The sequence below is a fragment of the Streptomyces sp. NPDC036984 genome (genome assembly GCF_055607665.1).
On record NZ_JBVJRL010000003.1, the window covers coordinates 20775 to 38846 of the forward strand.

The 18072-nt window shown below is 74.0% G+C and carries 14 protein-coding genes; 8 read left to right on the plus strand and 6 right to left on the minus strand.

Going from position 1 to position 18072, the window contains the following annotated elements:
- Nucleotides 1-36: 36 nt before the first annotated feature.
- Entirely contained in the window at nt 37-5112 is a 5076-nt protein-coding gene (locus tag ACZ7DL_RS06980; RefSeq protein ID WP_470772037.1) for an ATP-dependent helicase, read from the minus strand.
- Nucleotides 5113-5580: 468 nt separating this feature from the next.
- Between ACZ7DL_RS06980 and ACZ7DL_RS06985 the strand changes: the two genes are divergently transcribed.
- Genes ACZ7DL_RS06985 through ACZ7DL_RS06995 form a run of 3 tightly spaced genes read left to right on the plus strand, consistent with a single transcriptional unit; the run spans nt 5581 to nt 7567 of the window.
- The gene (locus ACZ7DL_RS06985; protein WP_470772039.1) at nt 5581-6438 is read left to right on the plus strand and encodes an AraC family transcriptional regulator; all 858 of its coding nucleotides are present in this window, start codon (nt 5581-5583) and stop codon (nt 6436-6438) included.
- A 35-nt stretch (nt 6439-6473) separates the two neighbouring features.
- The gene (locus tag ACZ7DL_RS06990) at nt 6474-7262 is read left to right on the plus strand and encodes an AzlC family ABC transporter permease (RefSeq protein WP_470772774.1); all 789 of its coding nucleotides are present in this window, start codon (nt 6474-6476) and stop codon (nt 7260-7262) included.
- A complete protein-coding gene (locus tag ACZ7DL_RS06995) occupies nt 7259-7567 on the plus strand; it encodes an AzlD domain-containing protein (RefSeq protein ID WP_470772041.1) in 309 nt (102 codons plus the stop codon). Before ACZ7DL_RS06990 ends, ACZ7DL_RS06995 begins: the two co-directional genes overlap by 4 nt.
- Nucleotides 7568-7638: 71 nt before the next feature.
- On the opposite strand, the gene ACZ7DL_RS07000 is transcribed toward ACZ7DL_RS06995, so the two are convergent.
- On the minus strand, nt 7639-8583 hold the full coding sequence (locus ACZ7DL_RS07000; protein ID WP_470772043.1) for a hypothetical protein: 945 nt from the start codon (nt 8581-8583) through the stop codon (nt 7639-7641).
- 79 nt (nt 8584-8662) lie between these two features.
- On the opposite strand from ACZ7DL_RS07000, the gene ACZ7DL_RS07005 reads away from it, so the two are divergent.
- Together ACZ7DL_RS07005 and ACZ7DL_RS07010 are read left to right on the plus strand one after the other, a co-directional pair.
- Complete coding sequence (locus tag ACZ7DL_RS07005) at nt 8663-8857, plus strand: DUF3046 domain-containing protein (RefSeq protein ID WP_470772045.1); 195 nt, start codon at nt 8663-8665, stop codon at nt 8855-8857.
- A gap of 248 nt (nt 8858-9105) precedes the next feature.
- Entirely contained in the window at nt 9106-10242 is a 1137-nt protein-coding gene (locus ACZ7DL_RS07010; RefSeq protein WP_470772776.1) for an AI-2E family transporter, read from the plus strand.
- Nucleotides 10243-10338: 96 nt separating this feature from the next.
- Here ACZ7DL_RS07010 and ACZ7DL_RS07015 read toward each other — a convergent pair whose 3' ends face one another.
- Together ACZ7DL_RS07015 and ACZ7DL_RS07020 are read right to left on the minus strand one after the other, a co-directional pair.
- On the minus strand, nt 10339-11085 hold the full coding sequence (locus ACZ7DL_RS07015; protein WP_470772047.1) for a hypothetical protein: 747 nt from the start codon (nt 11083-11085) through the stop codon (nt 10339-10341).
- Nucleotides 11086-11200: 115 nt separating this feature from the next.
- On the minus strand, nt 11201-11698 hold the full coding sequence (locus ACZ7DL_RS07020; RefSeq protein WP_470772049.1) for a hypothetical protein: 498 nt from the start codon (nt 11696-11698) through the stop codon (nt 11201-11203).
- A 280-nt stretch (nt 11699-11978) separates the two neighbouring features.
- Between ACZ7DL_RS07020 and recA the strand changes: the two genes are divergently transcribed.
- The 3 genes from recA to ACZ7DL_RS07035 all read left to right on the plus strand — a co-directional run bounded on the left by recA (nt 11979) and on the right by ACZ7DL_RS07035 (nt 16850).
- Entirely contained in the window at nt 11979-13106 is a 1128-nt protein-coding gene (recA, locus tag ACZ7DL_RS07025) for a recombinase RecA (protein WP_470772051.1), read from the plus strand.
- Nucleotides 13107-13109: 3 nt separating this feature from the next.
- Nucleotides 13110-14021, plus strand: a complete 912-nt coding sequence (gene recX, locus ACZ7DL_RS07030; RefSeq protein ID WP_470772052.1) for a recombination regulator RecX — start codon at nt 13110-13112, stop codon at nt 14019-14021.
- Nucleotides 14022-14321: 300 nt separating this feature from the next.
- On the plus strand, nt 14322-16850 hold the full coding sequence (locus ACZ7DL_RS07035) for an FtsX-like permease family protein (RefSeq protein ID WP_470772054.1): 2529 nt from the start codon (nt 14322-14324) through the stop codon (nt 16848-16850).
- 223 nt (nt 16851-17073) lie between these two features.
- On the opposite strand, the gene ACZ7DL_RS07040 is transcribed toward ACZ7DL_RS07035, so the two are convergent.
- Together ACZ7DL_RS07040 and ACZ7DL_RS07045 are read right to left on the minus strand one after the other, a co-directional pair.
- The gene (locus ACZ7DL_RS07040; protein ID WP_470772777.1) at nt 17074-17520 is read right to left on the minus strand and encodes a rhodanese-like domain-containing protein; all 447 of its coding nucleotides are present in this window, start codon (nt 17518-17520) and stop codon (nt 17074-17076) included.
- Nucleotides 17511-18059, minus strand: a complete 549-nt coding sequence (locus ACZ7DL_RS07045; protein WP_470772056.1) for a cupin domain-containing protein — start codon at nt 18057-18059, stop codon at nt 17511-17513. The genes ACZ7DL_RS07040 and ACZ7DL_RS07045 overlap by 10 nt, the downstream gene beginning before the upstream one ends.
- Between the last annotated feature and the right edge of the window lie 13 nt (nt 18060-18072).

Genomic DNA, 18072 nt, shown 5'->3' on the forward strand with positions numbered 1-18072 from the left:
GTGAGGCGGGTGCGGGGGTCCAGGGCCGGGCGCCGGTCACGCTCTCAGGCGGAGGCCGCGTGGTGTCGCCACGAAGCCCGCCGCCTCCAGGAGGGTGCCTATGGGGGAGGTCAGGGCCTGCGTGCCGTTGATCCGCTCGACCGTGACCGTGCCGAGCGAGCCCGCGCGGGCCGCCGCGGCCAGCGCCTCGGCGGCCGTACGCAGGCGGGAGTCGTCCGTCGCGGCGGTGTCCGGGGCGCTGGGCCAGGCCAGCAGTGTCTTGCCGCCGCGCTCCATGTACAGCGCCAGCTCGCCCTCCACCAGCACGACCAGCGAGCCCGCCTTGCGGCCCGGCTTGTGCCCGGCGCCGGTCGGCGGCTCCGGCCACGGGAGGGCGGAGCCGTAGGCGTTCGCGGGGTCGGCCGCGGCCAGGACCACGGCACGGGGGTCGGGGGCGGGGGAGCCCGTGCGGCCGTTGCCGTAGCCGCGGTGCCGGGCCGGGCCGTACGAGGCGCCCGAACCGTACGTGGCGCCCGAACCGTAGGCGGCGCCCGAACCGTAGGAGGCGGTGCCGCCTCCCCGGGGGCCGCCGTAGCCGGGGGAGGCGAACGGGCCGGCGAGGTCGCGGGGTGAGCCGCGGTCGCCGCCGGTGGCGGGGTGGTCCTCCGGCGGCCAGGTGAAGTCGCCGTCCAGGCCGGGGTGGGCGAAACCGCCGTCCGCCCCGTCGAACGCGTCCGGAGCGGTGTGGCCGTGCGGGGCGCCGTCGGAGCCGTCGAACGGGTTCGCGAACCCCTGCTCGGCGAAGCCGTCGGCGACACCGGCGCCGAATCCGTTCCCGGGACGCGCGGCGGCGAAGCCGTGCTGAACGGCCGAAGCCGGCAGGCCCTCGGTACGCTCGCGGGCGTTCGCCACCGCGCGAAGGCGGTCCACCGCGCCGTCCATCGCGAACTGGGCCGCACCCAGACCCTCGACCACATAACCGCGGCGGGCCTGACCGCTCTCCTCGAAGACCGACAGCACCCGGTACACCGCCGAGAAGCCGCCCTCGACGCCCTCCGCCGCGACCGCGCCACGGGTGACCACGCCGTGCCGGTCAAGGAGCGTGCGGGCCAGCGCGTGCGCGCGCACGGTGGTGTCCGGCTCGGCCGCGGGCAGCAGTGACCAGCGGCCGGCCACGGTCGGCGGGCCGGTGCGCGAAGCGGTGCGCGCGGCGGCCGTCAGCGAGCCGTAGCGCCCGCGCGGGACGGCACGCTTGGCGCGGTGGGCGGTCGATCCCGCCGTACGACCCGAGCCCAGCAGGGCGCGCATCGGCGCGAGCGTGTCGTTGGTGAGCCGGCCCGACCACGCCAGGTCCCACAGGGCGTCGGCCAGTTGGGACTCGGTGACGTCGGGGTGTGTGGTGGCGCGGATCTGGTCGGCGATCTGCCGGAAGAACAGGCCGTAGCCGCCGGAGAGGGCATCGAGGACGGACTGGTGGAGCGCGGTCAGCTCCAGCGGGTGCGGTGCCGGGAGCAGCACCGGGGCCGCGTCCGCCAGATAGAGCGATACCCAGCCGTCCTTGCCGGGCAGGGCGCCCGCGCCGGCCCACACCACCTCGCCCGCGGCGGTCAGTTCGTCGAGCATCGACGGCGTGTAGTTCGCCACGCGGGACGGCAGGACCAGCTTCTCCAGCGCCGACGCCGGCACCGAGGCACCTTGCAACTGCTCGACGGCACGCACCAGTCCGTCGACGGCCCGCAGTCCGTGGCCCTTGCCGATGTGCTGCCACTGCGGCAGGAACTGCGCGAGCGCGGCGGGCGGCACCGGCTCCAGCTCGTGCCGCAGGGCCGCCAGGGAGCGGCGGCGCAGCCGGCGCAGTACGGCAGCGTCACACCACTCCTGGCCGATGCCCGCCGGGTGGAACTCGCCCTGGACGACCCGGCCGGCCGCGGCCAGCCGCTGGAGGGCGCCCTCGGTGACCGCCACACCCAGGCCGAAGCGGGCCGCCGCGGTGGCCGAGGTGAACGGGCCGTGCGTACGGGCGTGCCGCGCGAGGAGGTCGCCCAGCGGGTCCTTGACCGGCTCCGTGAACGCCTCGGGGACGCCGACCGGCAGCGCAGTGCCGAGCGCGTCGCGCAGCCGGCCCGCGTCCTCGACGGCCGCCCAGTGGTCGGCGCCCGCGATCCGGACCCTGATGGCGCGGCGGGCCCCGGCCAGCGTCGGCGCCCACTGGGGGTCCGCGCCCCGCGCGACCAGCTCGGCGTCGGTCAGCGGGCCGAGCAGCCGGAGCACATCGGCAACGCCCTCCACGTCCTTGACCCGGCGGTCCTCGGTGAGCCACTGGAGTTCGCGCTCCAGCTCGGTCAGCACCTCTGCGTCGAGCAGTTCGCGCAGCTCCGCCTGGCCCAGCAGTTCGGCCAGCAGCCGTGAGTCCAGGGACAGCGCGGCGGCCCGGCGCTCGGCCAGCGGGGAGTCGCCCTCGTACAGGAACTGGGCGACGTACCCGAAGAGCAGGGAACGGGCGAACGGGGACGGCTCCGGGGTGGTGACCTCGACCAGGCGTACCTTGCGGGACTCGATGTCGCCCATCAGCTCGGTCAGCCCGGGGACGTCGAAGACGTCCTGGAGGCATTCGCGGACCGCCTCCAGGACGATCGGGAACGAGCCGAACTCGCTTGCCACCTGGAGCAGCTGGGCCGCCCGTTGCCGCTGCTGCCACAGTGGCGTGCGCTTGCCCGGGTTGCGGCGCGGCAGCAGCAGCGCGCGGGCGGCGCACTCGCGGAACCGGGAGGCGAACAGCGCCGAGCCGCCGACCTGGTCGGTGACGATCTGGTCCACCTCGCCCTTGTCGAACGCGACGTCCGCCGCGCCGACCGGGGCCTGCTCGCTGTCGTACGCCGTGCCCGCCTTCGTCGGCTCCTGGTCGAGCAGGTCCAGGCCCATCAGATCGGCGTCGGGCAGGCGCAGCACGATGCCGTCGTCGGCGTGCATGACCTGGGCGTCCATGCCGTACCGCTCGGACAGCCGGGCGCCGAGGGCGAGCGCCCAGGGGGCGTGGACCTGGGCGCCGAAGGGGGAGTGGACGACGACCCGCCAGTCGCCCAGCTCGTCACGGAAGCGCTCGACGACGATCGTGCGGTCGTCCGGGATGTGGCCGCACGCCTCGCGCTGCTCGTCCAGATACGACAGCACGTTGTCCGCCGCCCACGCGTCCAGGCCCGCCGCCAGCAGGCGCAGCCGGGCGTCGTCCCTGGGCAGTGAACCGACCTCGCGCAGGAACGCGCCCACCGCGCGGCCCAGCTCCAGCGGGCGGCCCAGCTGGTCGCCCTTCCAGAACGGCAGCCGGCCCGGCACGCCGGGGGCGGGGGAGACCAGGACGCGGTCGCGGGTGATGTCCTCGATGCGCCAGGAGCTCGTGCCCAGGGTGAAGACGTCGCCCACCCGGGACTCGTACACCATCTCCTCGTCCAGCTCGCCGACCCGGCCGCCGCCCTTCTTGGGGTCGGAACCGGCGAGAAAGACGCCGAACAGGCCGCGGTCCGGGATCGTGCCGCCGGAGGTGACAGCGAGCCGCTGGGCGCCCGGGCGGCCGGTGACGGTGCCGGCCACGCGGTCCCACACCACGCGCGGGCGCAGCTCCGCGAACGCGTCCGACGGATAGCGGCCCGCCAGCATGTCCAGGACCGCCGTGAACGCCGACTCGGGCAGCGAGGCGAACGGGGCCGCGCGGCGGACCACGGTCAGCAGGTCGTCGAACTGCCAGGTGTCCAGCGCCGTCATGGCGACCAGCTGCTGGGCGAGCACGTCCAGCGGGTTCGCGGGCACCTTCAGGGACTCGATCGAGCCCGAGCGCATCCGCTCGGTGACCACGGCCGCCTGGACCAGGTCGCCTCGGTACTTCGGGAAGACGACACCGGTGGAGACGGCGCCCACCTGGTGTCCCGCGCGGCCCACGCGCTGGAGACCGGAGGCGACCGAGGGCGGGGACTCGACCTGGACGACGAGATCCACGGCCCCCATGTCGATGCCCAGCTCCAGGCTGGAGGTGGCCACCACCGCGGGCAGCCGGCCGGCCTTCAGGTCCTCCTCCACCAGGGCGCGCTGCTCCTTGGAGACCGACCCGTGGTGCGCGCGGGCGATCACCGGGGGCGCGCCCTGGGCCGCGCCGGAGCCGCCCATCAGCTGGGCCGGGGAATGGTGCTGGTCCAGGGTCTCGCCGGTCGCCCGCTCGTACGCGATCTCGTTGAGCCGGTTGCACAGCCGCTCCGCCAGGCGGCGGGAGTTGGCGAACACGATCGTGGACCGGTGGGACTGCACCAGGTCCGCGATCCGCTCCTCCACATGCGGCCAGATGGACGGCCGCTCTGCGCCCTCGGCGGCGTCGGCGGCCGGGGAGCCGCCCAGCTCGCCCATGTCCTCGACCGGGACGACCACGGAGAGGTCGAACTCCTTGCCGGACTCCGGCTGGACGATCTCCACCTTGCGGCGCGGGGACAGATACCGGGCCACCTCGTCCACCGGGCGCACGGTCGCCGAAAGCCCGATCCGGCGGGCCGGCTTCGGCAGCAGCTCGTCCAGCCGCTCCAGGGACAGCGCGAGGTGCGCCCCGCGCTTGGTGCCCGCGACCGCGTGCACCTCGTCCAGGATCACCGTCTCCACGCCGGTGAGCGCGTCGCGCGTGGCCGACGTCAGCATCAGGAACAGCGACTCGGGGGTGGTGATCAGGATGTCCGGCGGCCGCGTGGACAGGGCGCGGCGCTCGGCGGCCGGGGTGTCGCCGGAGCGGATGCCGACCCTGACCTCGGGCTCGGGCAGGCCGAGACGCACGGACTCCTGGCGGATACCGGTCAGCGGGCTGCGCAGATTGCGCTCGACGTCGACCGCCAGGGCCTTCAGCGGGGACACGTACAGCACCCGGCAGCGCTTCTTCGGGTCGGCCGGGGGCGGAGTCGCGGCCAGCTGGTCCAGGGCGGCGAGGAACGCGGCGAGCGTCTTGCCCGAGCCGGTCGGGGCGACCACCAGCACGTCCGAGCCCTCCCCGATGGCCCTCCAGGCGCCCGCCTGGGCCGCGGTGGGCGCGGAGAACGCCCCCGTGAACCAGCCGCGGGTCGCGGGGGAGAAGCCGTCGAGGGCTCGATGTGCGGAGCTGACCATGCGTCCATCCTGCACCCGCCCACTGACAATCAGCCTGACCTGCGCGAACAGGGGGGCGTGCGGGCCCAGCGCCGGGGTGGGTCGGGGCGGGGGCGGTGACTGTGGCGGGATCTGTGGTGGGCCGGGACCGCGGCGGCGCCCGGCGGTGGGTGGCGGGGATCGCGGTGGTGTCTGGGCGGTGGGTGGCATGGCGGCGCCTGGCGGTGGGTGGCGGGGATCGCGGTGGTGTCTGGGCGGTGGGTGGCACGGCGGCGCCTGGCGGTGGGTGGCGGGGATCGCGGTGGTGTCTGGGCGGTGGGTGGCACGGCGGCGCCCGGCGGCGGGGGCAGGGATCGCGGCGGCGCCCGGGCGGGGGTGGCGGGGACCGCGGTGGTGTGGGTGGTGGATGCGCAGTGGCGGGTGGCGGTGTCCGCCCGGGTCGGGGTCTGCGGAGCCTTGGGCGTGGCGGGCAGGGCGGACAATGGGCGTATGGCGGGTTCTGGGGAGCGGGCGCGGCACTGGCGGTACGCGGAGCTGCCCGGCGTCGATCTGCTGCGGGCCCGGTACATCCGCAAGACCTTCGTCCGGCACACCCACGAGAACTTCGTCATCGCGGCCATCGCCGACGGCGTCGAGGTCTTCCACCATCGCGGCACGGACGTCTCCGCCGGCGCCGGAGCGCTCGCCCTGGTCAACCCGGACACCCCGCACACCGGCCGGGCCGGCGTGCCCGAGGGCTGGCGGTACGGCGCGGTCTACCCGTCGCCCGACGTGGTCGCCGCGATCGCCGCCGAGACCACCACCCTGCGGGGCACGCCCGGCTTCGTCAGCCCCGTCCTCGACGACCTCTACACGGTCCGCCTGGTCCACCAGGTGCTGCGCGCCGCCGACGAGGGCAACGCGCTGGCCGCCGACACGCTCCTGCGGGTCGCGGTGACCCGGCTGCTGCGGCTGAACGGCGGCCCGCTGCCCCAGCGGCGGACCCGGACGGCCGGCGCGCGGATCGCCGCACGCGCGCGTGCGGTGCTGGAGGAGCGGATGGCCGGGCCGCCGACCCTGGAACGGCTGGCAACGGACCTCGGGACCAGCCCGTTCGCCCTGCTGCGGGCGTTCCGCGACGCCTACGGCATGCCGCCGCACACCTGGCTGACCGACGCCCGCGTACGGCACGCGCGGCTGCTGCTGGACGCGGGCACGCCCCCCGCCGAGGCGGCCGTCGCCGTCGGCTTCACCGACCAGCCCCACCTCACCCGGCACTTCGCCCGGATCATCGGCGTACCCCCGGGCGCGTACCAGCGCGAGCGCAGGGGCCTGCCGGAGCGCAAGAACGTACAAGACCCGGGCTGACGGCCGCCCGTACCGTCCGTGGCGTGGCACAGTACATGACACTCACGGATCAGACCGCCGAAGAAGCGGACAAGCCGGACGCGGCTGTCGTACGGGACGCCCTCGGGGTCGGCGTCGCCGTGGGCCTGTCCGGGTTCGCCTTCGGGGTGACCTCGGCCGGCAGCGGACTCGGACTGCTCCAGACCTGCACGCTCAGCCTCCTGGTGTTCACCGGCGCCTCCCAGTTCGCCCTGGTCGGGGCGCTCGCCGCCGGAGGCAACCCGTTCACGGCCGCCGCCGGCGCCTTCTTCCTGGGCGTGCGCAACGCCTTCTACGGGCTGCGGCTGTCACAGCTGCTCGCCCTCCCGCGCGCGGTACGGCCGTTCGCCGCCCAGTGGGTGATCGACGAGACCACCGCGGTGACCCTGGCGCAGCCGACCCGGCGGGCCGCGCGGATCGGCTTCACCGTCACCGGGCTCAGCCTGTACGTGCTGTGGAACCTCACCACGCTGCTCGGCGCGCTGGGTGCCCGGGCGATCGGCGACACGCGCGCGTGGGGCCTGGACGCGGCGGGACCCGCGGTGTTCCTGGCCCTGCTCGCCCCCATGCTGAAGACGGCCACCGAGCGCGCGGTCGCGGGCCTCGCGATCCTGCTGGGCCTCGGTCTGCTGCCCGTCCTGCCGGCCGGCGTGCCGGTCCTTGCGGCGGCACTGGCGGCCCCGCTCGCCCTCTTCGTGGAGGGCCGGCGCGGGGGCCGGACCGGACGGCAGGCACCGGACGGGCCGGCGGGACCGGATCGCCGGAGCACGCCGGACGGGGCGAACGGGACGGAGGAGGACCGGTGAGCACCTGGATCGCGATCGGCGTGACCGTCCTCGGCTGTTACGCCGTCAAGCTCGCCGGTCTGCTCGTACCGGCGCACACCGTCGAGCGGCCGTACGTGCGGCGGCTCGCCGCCCTGCTGCCCGTCGCCCTCCTGGCCGCGCTCACCGCCCAGCAGACGTTCGCCGACGGGCACACGCTCGTGCTGGACGCCCGGGCGGCGGGGCTCGGCGCAGCGGCCGTGGCCCTGGTGCTGCGTGCGCCGTTTCTACTGGTCGTCGCGGCGGCCGTGGTGGTGACAGCGGGTCTAAGGGCCCTCGGATGGTGAGACGGGCCGGCCCGCCCGGTCCAGGGGAGAGGCTCGGGCCGGGGGCGGGCCCGGCCCCGTACGGCATGCGCTCAGCCGACGAAGCGGCCGTAGGCCCTCAGGGTGCGCAGCGCCTGGATCGTCACCACGGGGCGCGCCTCCAGCGCGGGCGCCGGTGCCCACTGGCGCCAGTTGACGGGCCAGCCGCCGTCCTCCTGCTGTCCGGCGGCCAGGTGGTCCAGTGAGCGTGCCATCTCGTCGTCCGTGAACCACGCGCGCGCGAGTGAGTCCGGACTCCTGGCGAAGTCGTACGGGAAGTGGTGCTCGCCCGGGGCGTAGCCGGGAGCGACCGGACAGGCGTCGAGGCGCTCCGGGTCCAGCGCCACGAGCCGCTGCTCGCGCACCAGGCGGCCCAGCCGGTCGGCGGTGGCCTCCGCGCGCGGGCGGTCGGGAACGGAGTCCAGAAACGTCACGGCGGCCTCCACCTCGTAGGGGTGGGACTTCTCCAGGGACTCCACGGCCTGCCAGCAGAAGTCGGTGGCCCGGAAGAGCCAGGCGTGCCACACCTCGTTGCGGTGCAGCAGCCCGACCACCGGCCCGGTCGCCAGCAGCGCGCTGGGCGGGTCGTCGACGACCGGGACGAACGGCGCCGTCGGATACCCGCGCTGACTGGGGTGGATCGCCGGCAGCGCGCCGTCCGCGGTGGAGACGGAGGTCAGATAGCGGCACACGCGCTCCACCCGCTGCCCGCCGCAGCGCCCGATGGCGTCCAGCACGCGCAGGGCGTGCGCGGTGTGCAGGGGCTGGCTGACCGGTCCGCGCAGATCGGGCTCCAGCGCGTGCCCGTATCCGCCGTCCTCGTTGCGGTAGGCGTCCAGCGCCGCTTCCACCGCCTCCGGGCTGCCGTGCAGGAAGTCGTACGCGAACAGACGCTGCTCCAGTACGCGCGCGGTGAGCCAGACGAACTGTTCGGCGCGGAAGAGCGGGGAGCGCGCCGGGGGCGTGCAGGGGAGTGGGGAAGCTCCTGTTTCGGCCATGCGTCAGACCGTAGGGCGGAAAGCGGTCTCGGCAGGCGCTCCCGGCGGGGCCCACCCCCGGGGGCGGGATACTGGAGGCATGCGGTTGACGGTCTTCTGGCAGCGGATGGCGGAACACTTCGGTCCGGGGTGCGCCGACACCTTCGCGCGCGATCACGTCATGTCGGAACTGGGCGGACGTACGGTGAACGAGGCGCTGGACGCCGGCTGGGCGGCCAAGGACGTGTGGCGGGTGGTCTGCGCGGTCATGAACGTGCCGGGCGAGAGGCGCTGAGGCACAGGTGAAATGCCGGGCTTGCCCGTGAACACAGCGGCCGTACGCCACTGATCTGTCACGAAGATCGCCGGCGGGCGCCGGTTGTCGGTGGCGTGGGCGAGACTGGGCGCGTGGCACCCACTGACGAGCATCCCCTGGCATCCACGGCCGAGGACGGCGAGCCGTCCGACCGGCCGGCAGCACCGGCCGCTACGACACCGCCCGGCCGGCCCCCGGTCTCCGGCGCCGCCGTGCCGGACGGCCGGATGCCGCGCTGGCTGCCGCGGGCCATGGTTCTCGCGCTCGCGCTGATCGCCGCGTTCCAGCTGGGCAGCTGGGCCTTCCACCAGCTGACCGCACTGTTGATCAACATATTGATCGCGTTCTTCCTGGCCCTCGCGATAGAGCCCGCGGTGAGCCGGATGGCGGCCCGCGGCATGCGCCGGGGGCTCGCCACCTTCCTGGTCTTCCTCGGCCTGACCGTCATCGCCGCCGGGTTCGTCACCCTCCTCGGGTCGATGCTGGCCGGACAGATCATCAAGATGATCGAGGGCTTCCCGGCCTACCTCGACGCGCTCATCCACTGGATCAACAAGACCTTCCACACGGAGCTGAGGCGGGTGGACATCCAGGAGGGCGTGCTCCACTCCGACTGGCTTCGCAAGTACGTGCAGAACAGCGCGGCGGGTGTCCTCGACGTGTCCGCGCAGGTGCTCGGGGGGCTCTTCCGGCTGCTCACGGTCGCCCTGTTCTCGTTCTACTTCGCCGCGGACGGCCCCAGGCTGCGCCGCGCCCTGTGCTCCGTCCTGCCGCCCGCGCGCCAGGCCGAGGTGCTGCGCGCCTGGGAGATCGCCGTCGACAAGACGGGCGGCTATCTGTACTCGCGCGGCCTCATGGCGCTCATCTCCGGGATCGCGCACTACATCCTGCTCGAGGCCATGGGGGTGCCGTACGCGCCCGTGCTCGGCGTCTGGGTGGGCCTGGTCTCGCAGTTCATCCCCACCATCGGGACGTACCTCGCGGGCGCGCTGCCGATGCTGATCGCGTTCACCGTCAACCCCTGGTACGCGGTGTGGGTGCTGGTCTTCGTCGTGATCTACCAGCAGTTCGAGAACTACATGCTCCAGCCGAAGCTGACCGCCAAGACGGTCGACATCCATCCGGCCGTCGCCTTCGGCTCGGTCGTCGCGGGCACGGCACTGCTCGGCGCGGTGGGCGCGCTGATCGCCATCCCCGCGGTGGCCACCCTGCAGGCGTTCCTGGGGGCGTACGTGAAGCGGTACGCCGTCACGGACGATCCCCGGGTGCACGGGCACCGGAGCAGAGGCTCGGGCGGTCCCGGGATGCGCACGCGCGCCAGGCGGCTGTGGGTCGGCCGCCCCGGCAGGCAGGAACGCCCCTAGAGCCACCGCAGGCCCCTCAGGGTGCGCCTTCGGCATGCCGGGGAGTGCTACCTGAGCGGGAGATCGGCACCGCTTCCCGAGCAGGTCGGTCCCGCTTCACCACGACAGCACCGCCCACCCGGCGGTCACGGCGACGGCCGCCGCGTAGCCGCCCGCGGCCGTGGCCACGATCCGCCGGCGTGCCCGGTCGCTCCACGGCGTGCGGGACAGCAGCCGGGCCAGCAGGGGCAGGACGAGCACGGCGTGCAGGCTGACGCCGTGCAGCGGCTTGAGCGGGGCCGTCGAGTGGTACGCGGCCTCCTGGTGGCCGGTGCGGGTCAGGACGACGCCGCGCGCGATCATCGCCGCACCGGAGGCCAGCGCCACCAGCAGGAGGGCGAAGCCGGAGCGCACGGCGAGGGGCATGCCGGCGGGGCCCGTCGGCCGGTGCCGGAAGGACGCGACGGCGAACAGGGTGAGCAGGACGACCAGGAGACCGCCGCCCACCGCGAGCGTCATGGACACCGCCGTGTCGAAGGGTGTCTCCATGTTCAGGTGGGAGGGCGCCCCGCGCCATGCCTGGAGGGTGATGCCGCCCACCTCCACCACGCAGTCCGCGGCGAACCCGAGCAGCAGCGCCGAGCGCAGCCGGTCACCGGTCCGCAGGTACGACGTGACCCAGGTGATCGCGATCAGTGTCACTCCGAACGAGAGGCCGAACGTGACGGCCTTGCGCCAGGAGACGGGACCTTTCCAGGGGCCGCCGTCCACCGCGAACACCAGCAGGTGGACGAGACCGGACAGGACGAGGATCAGGCCCGTCGTGTGACAGACGCGGTCGACGGCGGCTCGCGGATTCTTCATGGGCCCAAGGCTTCCGGGAGCGGCCCGCGTGGTCGTCGTCCGGCCGGAGACACCCGCGGTACGCCACCGGGAGCAGACGGCCGGCAGGTGACCGATGGTCACCGGCTCTCGGAGTTCACAGGTAGTCGAAGAATCGGGTCCACCAGCTCGTGTCCGCCTCGCCGGCGAGCCAGGTCACACCGTCGTAGGGCCGGTGGAGCAGCCGTAGGGGGACCAGCCGGTGGCCGAGGTCGGACAGGGCGCTCGTGATGCGGCCGCGGTCCGCCTCCGACAGCGCCCCGTAGCGCACGGCGTGGTCCAGGTCCTCGTGGCTGTCGGGCCGGGGAGTCGTGACCGCGGCCAGGCCGCCGTAGTTGCTCAGCCGTACGGCGAGAGGTGCTCCGGCCCCCGTCGCCTCGGCCGCGAGGTGGAGGGAGAAGTAGAAGCTCGCGTCCTGGTTGCCCTCGTCGAGCTGCCAGGGCCGTCCGAATTCCTCGGTCAGCCGGTCCCGCAGCCTGATCGCCCGGAGCCGGGCCCCGGTGTAGTCGAAGCCGTCGGGGTACTCCAGGTGGTGCGGCCCGGGCAGCCGGTCCAGGGCGTGGAACAGGGCCCGCAGCCGCTCGTCGTCGTGCATACCGCTCACCCTAGGGAAGCCCCGGACCCAAGCTTGGGCCCGGGCGGCGGGTGCGGGCTGCCCCCCAGCCGGCGTGCCGCGTGGTGCGCTTGACACCAAAATCGAACATCCATTCTTATGGGGGCTCAGGCGAGGCTTTCGGTTGGGGATTTCGCCCCAATTCGCGGGGAGATGTACCCCGGTTATCCACAGGCTGGGCCTGCGTCGGGGCGCATTGTCAGTGGCAGGCGTTAGCGTCTTTGACGTGAAGCGATCGACTCAAGCAAACCGGGTGGAACCCATGGCAGGAACCGACCGCGAGAAGGCGCTCGACGCCGCGCTCGCGCAGATTGAACGGCAATTCGGCAAGGGCGCGGTCATGCGCATGGGCGAGCGCTCGAAGGAGCCCATCGAGGTCATCCCGACCGGGTCGACCGCCCTCGACGTCGCCCTCGGCGTCGGCGGCCTGCCGCGCGGCCGTGTCGTGGAGATCTACGGACCGGAGTCCTCCGGTAAGACGACCCTGACCCTGCACGCCGTGGCGAACGCGCAGAAGGCCGGCGGCCAGGTCGCGTTCGTGGACGCCGAGCACGCCCTCGACCCCGAGTACGCGCGCAAGCTGGGCGTCGACATCGACAACCTCATCCTCTCCCAGCCCGACAACGGCGAGCAGGCCCTGGAGATCGTGGACATGCTGGTCCGCTCCGGCGCCCTCGATCTGATCGTCATCGACTCTGTCGCCGCGCTCGTCCCGCGCGCGGAGATCGAGGGCGAGATGGGCGACAGCCACGTGGGTCTGCAGGCCCGTCTGATGAGCCAGGCCCTGCGGAAGATCACCAGCGCGCTCAACCAGTCCAAGACCACCGCGATCTTCATCAACCAGCTCCGCGAGAAGATCGGCGTGATGTTCGGTTCCCCGGAGACCACGACCGGTGGCCGTGCCCTGAAGTTCTACGCCTCGGTGCGTATCGACATCCGCCGCATCGAGACCCTGAAGGACGGCACGGAGGCGGTCGGCAACCGCACCCGGTGCAAGGTCGTCAAGAACAAGGTCGCGCCGCCCTTCAAGCAGGCCGAGTTCGACATCCTCTACGGCCAGGGCATCAGCCGCGAGGGCGGTCTGATCGACATGGGCGTGGAGCACGGCTTCGTGCGCAAGGCCGGCGCCTGGTACACGTACGAGGGCGACCAGCTCGGCCAGGGCAAGGAGAACGCCCGCAACTTCCTCAAGGACAACCCCGACCTGGCCAACGAGATCGAGAAGAAGATCAAGGAGAAGCTGGGCGTGGGTGTCCGGCCGGAGGAGCCCGCCGCCGAGCCGGGTGCCGACGCGGCCGTCACCGGGGCGTCTGAGGACCCCGCCAAGTCGGTGCCCGCCCCGGCAGCCGCCAAGGCCACCAAGCCCAAGGCCGCCGCAGCCAAGAGCTGACCCGTGACACGACGAACCGACTGGGCCGAGTACGAGTACGCCACCCCCGGTGCCCCACGGGGGAGGGGCACCGGGGGCCACCCGGACTCCGCCCCGGACGGCGCCGGCGGATACCGGGACGACGGGCACGGCGAGCACAGCGGGCGTGACGTGTACGGCAGTCGTGACGAGTACGGCGGACACGACCCGTACCGCGGAAGCGAGGGCTACGAGGGCGGCGGCGGCGCGGAGCAGGGCCGCGCGGACGGTGACCCGTACGGCGACCCGTACGGGGACGGTTCGTCCGGCGGACGCGGCTCCGGGAAGCCAGGCGGCGCGCGGGGGCGCGGCCGGCGGCGGCGCGGCTTCGGGGACGCGCCCGGTGAGGACGAAGGCGCCCCTTCCTCGGCGAGGGACGAGCGGGGGGAGTCTTCAGGGGACCCGGCTGAGCGGGCCCGGGCGATCTGCCTGCGCCTGCTCACCGGGACCCCGCGCACGCGCAAGCAACTCGCGGACGCCCTGCGCAAGCGGGAGATCCCCGAGGAGGTGGCCGAGGAGGTGCTGTCGCGGTTCGAGGATGTGGGGCTGATCGACGACGGTGCCTTCGCGGACGCCTGGGTGGAGTCCCGGCACCACGGGCGGGGACTCGCCCGCCGCGCACTCGCCCGCGAACTGCGCACCAAGGGGGTCGACTCGGCACTGATCGAGGACGCCGTCGGGCAGCTCGACCCCGAGCAGGAGGAGGCGACCGCCCGCGAACTCGTCGCCCGCAAGCTGCGTGCCACCCGCGGCCTCGACCGCGACAAGCGGCTCCGCCGGCTCGCCGGCATGCTCGCCCGCAAGGGTTACCCCGAGGGCATGGCCCTCCGCGTGGTGCGCCAGGCCCTGGAGGAAGAGGGCGAGGACACGGAGTTCCTCGGGGACGGGGACTTCTGACGGCCGGGCGAGGCCGAGCCGCCCGGGCCGACGCCCATGCCGACGCCCAGGGCCACGCCGGCCGGGCGAGCACCACTCGATGTCATGGGTATGGGCATGGCCATGAAAGGTGAGGGGTGGGGTTAACCCGCCGGACACGGGTGGGACGCCCCCACCGCGAGACGCCAGACCACCGCAGTGCTCTCCCCTGTCCGCACGGGCGAGTCTGTACGCACGCCCGGCTCCACGGCACACCAGCCGAGGCCGGCCATCGCGTACGACAACCCGTGCACACAACAGAACAGAAGAGAGCCCGCCCCCATGATGCTGCGTTACGCCCTGAAGACGGTCCGCGCCCGTACGGCGGGATTTCTCGGAGCCTTCCTCGCCCTGATGTGCGCGGCGGCTCTGATCACCGCCTGCGGCACGCTCCTCGACACCGGCCTGCGCGGCACCATCCGTACCGAGCGCTACGCCGCCGCCCCGGTCGTGGTCTCCGCCGACCAGTACGTGCACCGGACCACCGTCAAGCACAAGAAGGGCAAGACCAAGGTCAAGCACAAGGCGAAACCCATCGCCGAGCGCGCCTGGCTTCCCGAGCGCATGCGCAGCACCCTCGCCCGCACCCCGGGCGTGGCCCGGGTGGTCCCGGAACTCACCTTTCCCGCCCAGCCGCTGACCCCGGCCGGCACCGGCGGCCGTACCGCCTACGGCCATGCCTGGGACTCCGCCGCGCTGACGCCGTACCGACTGACCGCGGGCCGTGCCCCCAAGGACGCCGTTGACCTCGTCATCGACGCCGACCTCGCCGCTCGGGCCCGGCTGCGGCCCGGCGATCGGCTCACCGTGCAGTCCACGCGGGCCCCGCGCGACTACCGGATCACCGGTATCGCCACCCCGGACACCACCGTGCGCCACCAGACGTCTCTGTTCTTCTCCGCCGCCGAGGCCCGCCGGCTGGCGGCGCACCCCGGGCAGGTCACCGCGTTCGGTGTGCTGCCGGCCAAGGGGGCGGACCCCGAGCGGGTGCGCCAAGCCGTGGCGCGGGCGCTGCACGGCACCACGGCCCAGGTCAGCACGGGCGATGCCCGGGGGCCCGTCGAGTTCCTGGACGCGGCGGCCGCCCGCACCCGGCTGGTCAGCATGGGCGGCGCCATGGGGGGCACCGCGCTGCTGGTTGCGGTGCTCGTGGTCGTCGGCACCTTCGCGCTCACCGTCCAGCAACGCCACCGCGAACTCGCCCTGCTCCGCGCCATCGCCGCCACACCCGGGCAGATCCGCAAGCTGCTCGGCCGGGAGGCGCTGATCGTCGGTGCGGCGGCGGGCACGGCCGGCGCGCTGCTCGGGCTGCCGCTGGGCAGTTGGCTGCACTCCCGGTTCGTCGCCCTCGGCGCCGTACCCGACACCCTGGAACACACCGCCGGTGTCTTCCCGCCGTTGGCCGCTCTCACCGCCACGCTGCTCGGCGCCTGGGCGGCGGCCCGGATCGCCTCCCGCAGGATCGCCCGCATCCGACCCGCCGAGGCCCTGGCCGAAGCCAGAGCCGAACGCACCCGGCCGGCCTGGGGCCGGATCGCCGCCGGGCTGCTGCTGCTGGCCGGCGGTGTCGTCCTCGTCGTCGTCCTCACCTCCCTGCGCACCGAAGCCGCCTCGACGCCCGTGACCTTCCTTGCCGTCGTCGTCCTGTCCACCTCCGTCGCCCTGCTCGGCCCCCTCCTCGTCAAGGCCGCCGCGCTGCTGCTCGCCGGCCCGCTCCGGCTCACCGGCCACGGCGGCAGGCTCGCCACCGCCAACCTGCGCGGCAACGCCGCCCGCATGGCCTCCGTGGTCACCCCTCTCGTCCTGCTCATCGGCATGACCTGCACCGTCCTGTTCGTCCAGACCACTCTCGGTGACGCCGCCCGCACCGAGGTCCGCGAGGGCGTCACGGCCGACTGGGTGGTCACCGCGCAGGGGCCGGGCGTCCCCGGCGGAGCCGCCGAGCGGCTGCGCACCGGGCACGACACCGTCACCGAGGTGGTCCGCACGACCGTCCGCGTGGGCCTCGACAAGTACCCGGCGCAGGGCGTCACTCCGCAAGGCCTGACCCGCACCTGGGACCCGGAGGTCACCGCCGGCTCCCTGGACCGGCTCGGCCCCGGCACCGTCGCCGTCAGTGAACTGGCCGCCGACCAGCAGCATCTGAGGCCGGGAAACACACTGAAACTCACCCTCGGCGACGGCACGCCCGCCACGCTCACCGTCGCCGCCGTCTACGCCCGGGGTCTCGGCTTCGGCGACCTCACCTTCGCCCACGACCTCGTGGCCCGCCACGTCGACAATCCGCTCGCCTCCTCCGTCCTCCTCGGCACCACCCGTACACAGAAACAACTCGCGACTACGCTCCGTGAGTTCCCGGGCATACGGATTCTTTCGCCGGCCGCTGCCGACGCCCTCCAGGCCGACCGTCAGCAGACGAACGCCGAGGTCAACTACCTGGCCATGGGGCTCGTCCTGGCCTTCACAGCGATCGCCGTCGTCAACACGGTCGCCATGTCGGTCGCCGAGCGTGTCCGGGAGTTCGCGCTGCTCCGCCTCGCCGGCGCGACCCGCCGGCAGGTGCTGCGGATGCTGCGCACCGAGGCGCTGTCCGTCCTCCTCCTCGCCACCGCGCTCGGCAGTGGTATCGCCCTCGCCGTGCTCACCGCGCTCAGCGTCGGCATGACCGGCCGGGCCACCCCGACGGTCATCCCGCTGCTCTACGTCGGCGTCGTCGCCGTCGCCGGCATCCTCGTGCTCGGGGCCGGCACCGTGCCGGGGCGCGCCGCGCTCCGGGTGAGGGCGGTGACGGTCGCCACGGCGAAGGAGTAGCGCGGGCGGGGGAGTGACACTCGTGGGGGGCGGCACGGTCGGGGCAGTGGCGTCGGCTGCCGGTGCCGGTGCCGGAGCCGGTGCCGGTGCCGGAGCCGCTGTCGGTGCCGGGGCGGGGGCGGGCGCACGCCGGCGCAGCAGCGCCTTTCGCGGGTGCTGTGACCGGGCCGCCGTCGACCCCCTGCTCGCCGCCGGGGGTCGACGGCTTTCCGGCAGGTGCCGCTCAGGCCGTCGTCGGCTCCACCGGCAGACCCTCCGCCCGCCACGCCTGGAAGCCGCCCACCAGGTCCGTCGCGCGGCGCAGGCCCAGTTGGTGGAGGGAGGCGGCGGCGAGGCTGGAGGCGTAGCCCTCGTTGCAGATCACCACGACACGCAGGTCGTGTCCGGTGGCCTCGGGAAGGCGGTGGCTGCCCTGGGGGTCGAGGCGCCACTCCAGTTCGTTGCGCTCGACCACGACGGCGCCGGGGATGAGTCCGTCCCGCTCGCGCAGGGCCGCGTACCGGATGTCGACCAGCAGCGCCTCACCGGACCGGGCCACCTCGTGCGCCTCCCGCGCCTCGACGCGTCGGTAGCCCGCCCGGACCCGCTCCAGCAACTCGTCGATGCCGAGCGGCCCTTCGCCCGGCGTCCCCGGCACCGCCGCCTGTTCGTTGCTGCCGCTCACTGCCAGTCCTCCGGGCGTTCGACGTGCTCCAGGCGCAGCACCTGGCCCGTGCGACTGTAGCGGCGGATCCGGGGCAGCGGCGGGTAGTAGGCGTGGACGGAGATCGCGTGCCGGTCGCGGGACTCGTTGAGCACCTCGTGCACATGGTGGTGGCCGAAGGCGCGGCCCCGGCCGGCGGGCAGCCGGCGTACGCGGTCCACGCCCTCGGCGAGTTCCAGTGTCCGCCAGCCGTCGGTGGGCAGCCGGGCGGCGAGGGAGTGCTCGGTGAGGTCGCCCGCGGCGGTGACGAAGGCGCCCACCGAGTCGGCGTGGTCGTGCCAGCCGGTGCCGGTGCCGGGCGGCCAGCCGATCAGCCAGGCCTCGCTGCCGCCGGGCCCCGCCAGCCGCACCCAGGTACGGCCCTCGGGATCGAGCGGCAGGGAGGCGATCAGTTCGGTGTCGGCCGCCGTACGCCGGACGAAGTCGAGGAGGTCCGCCTGGGTGGGCGCCGACCCGGCGGCGGGCACGGAAGAGGACAGGGAAGGGGAGGGGGGAGGGACAGACACGTGCACCGTCCTG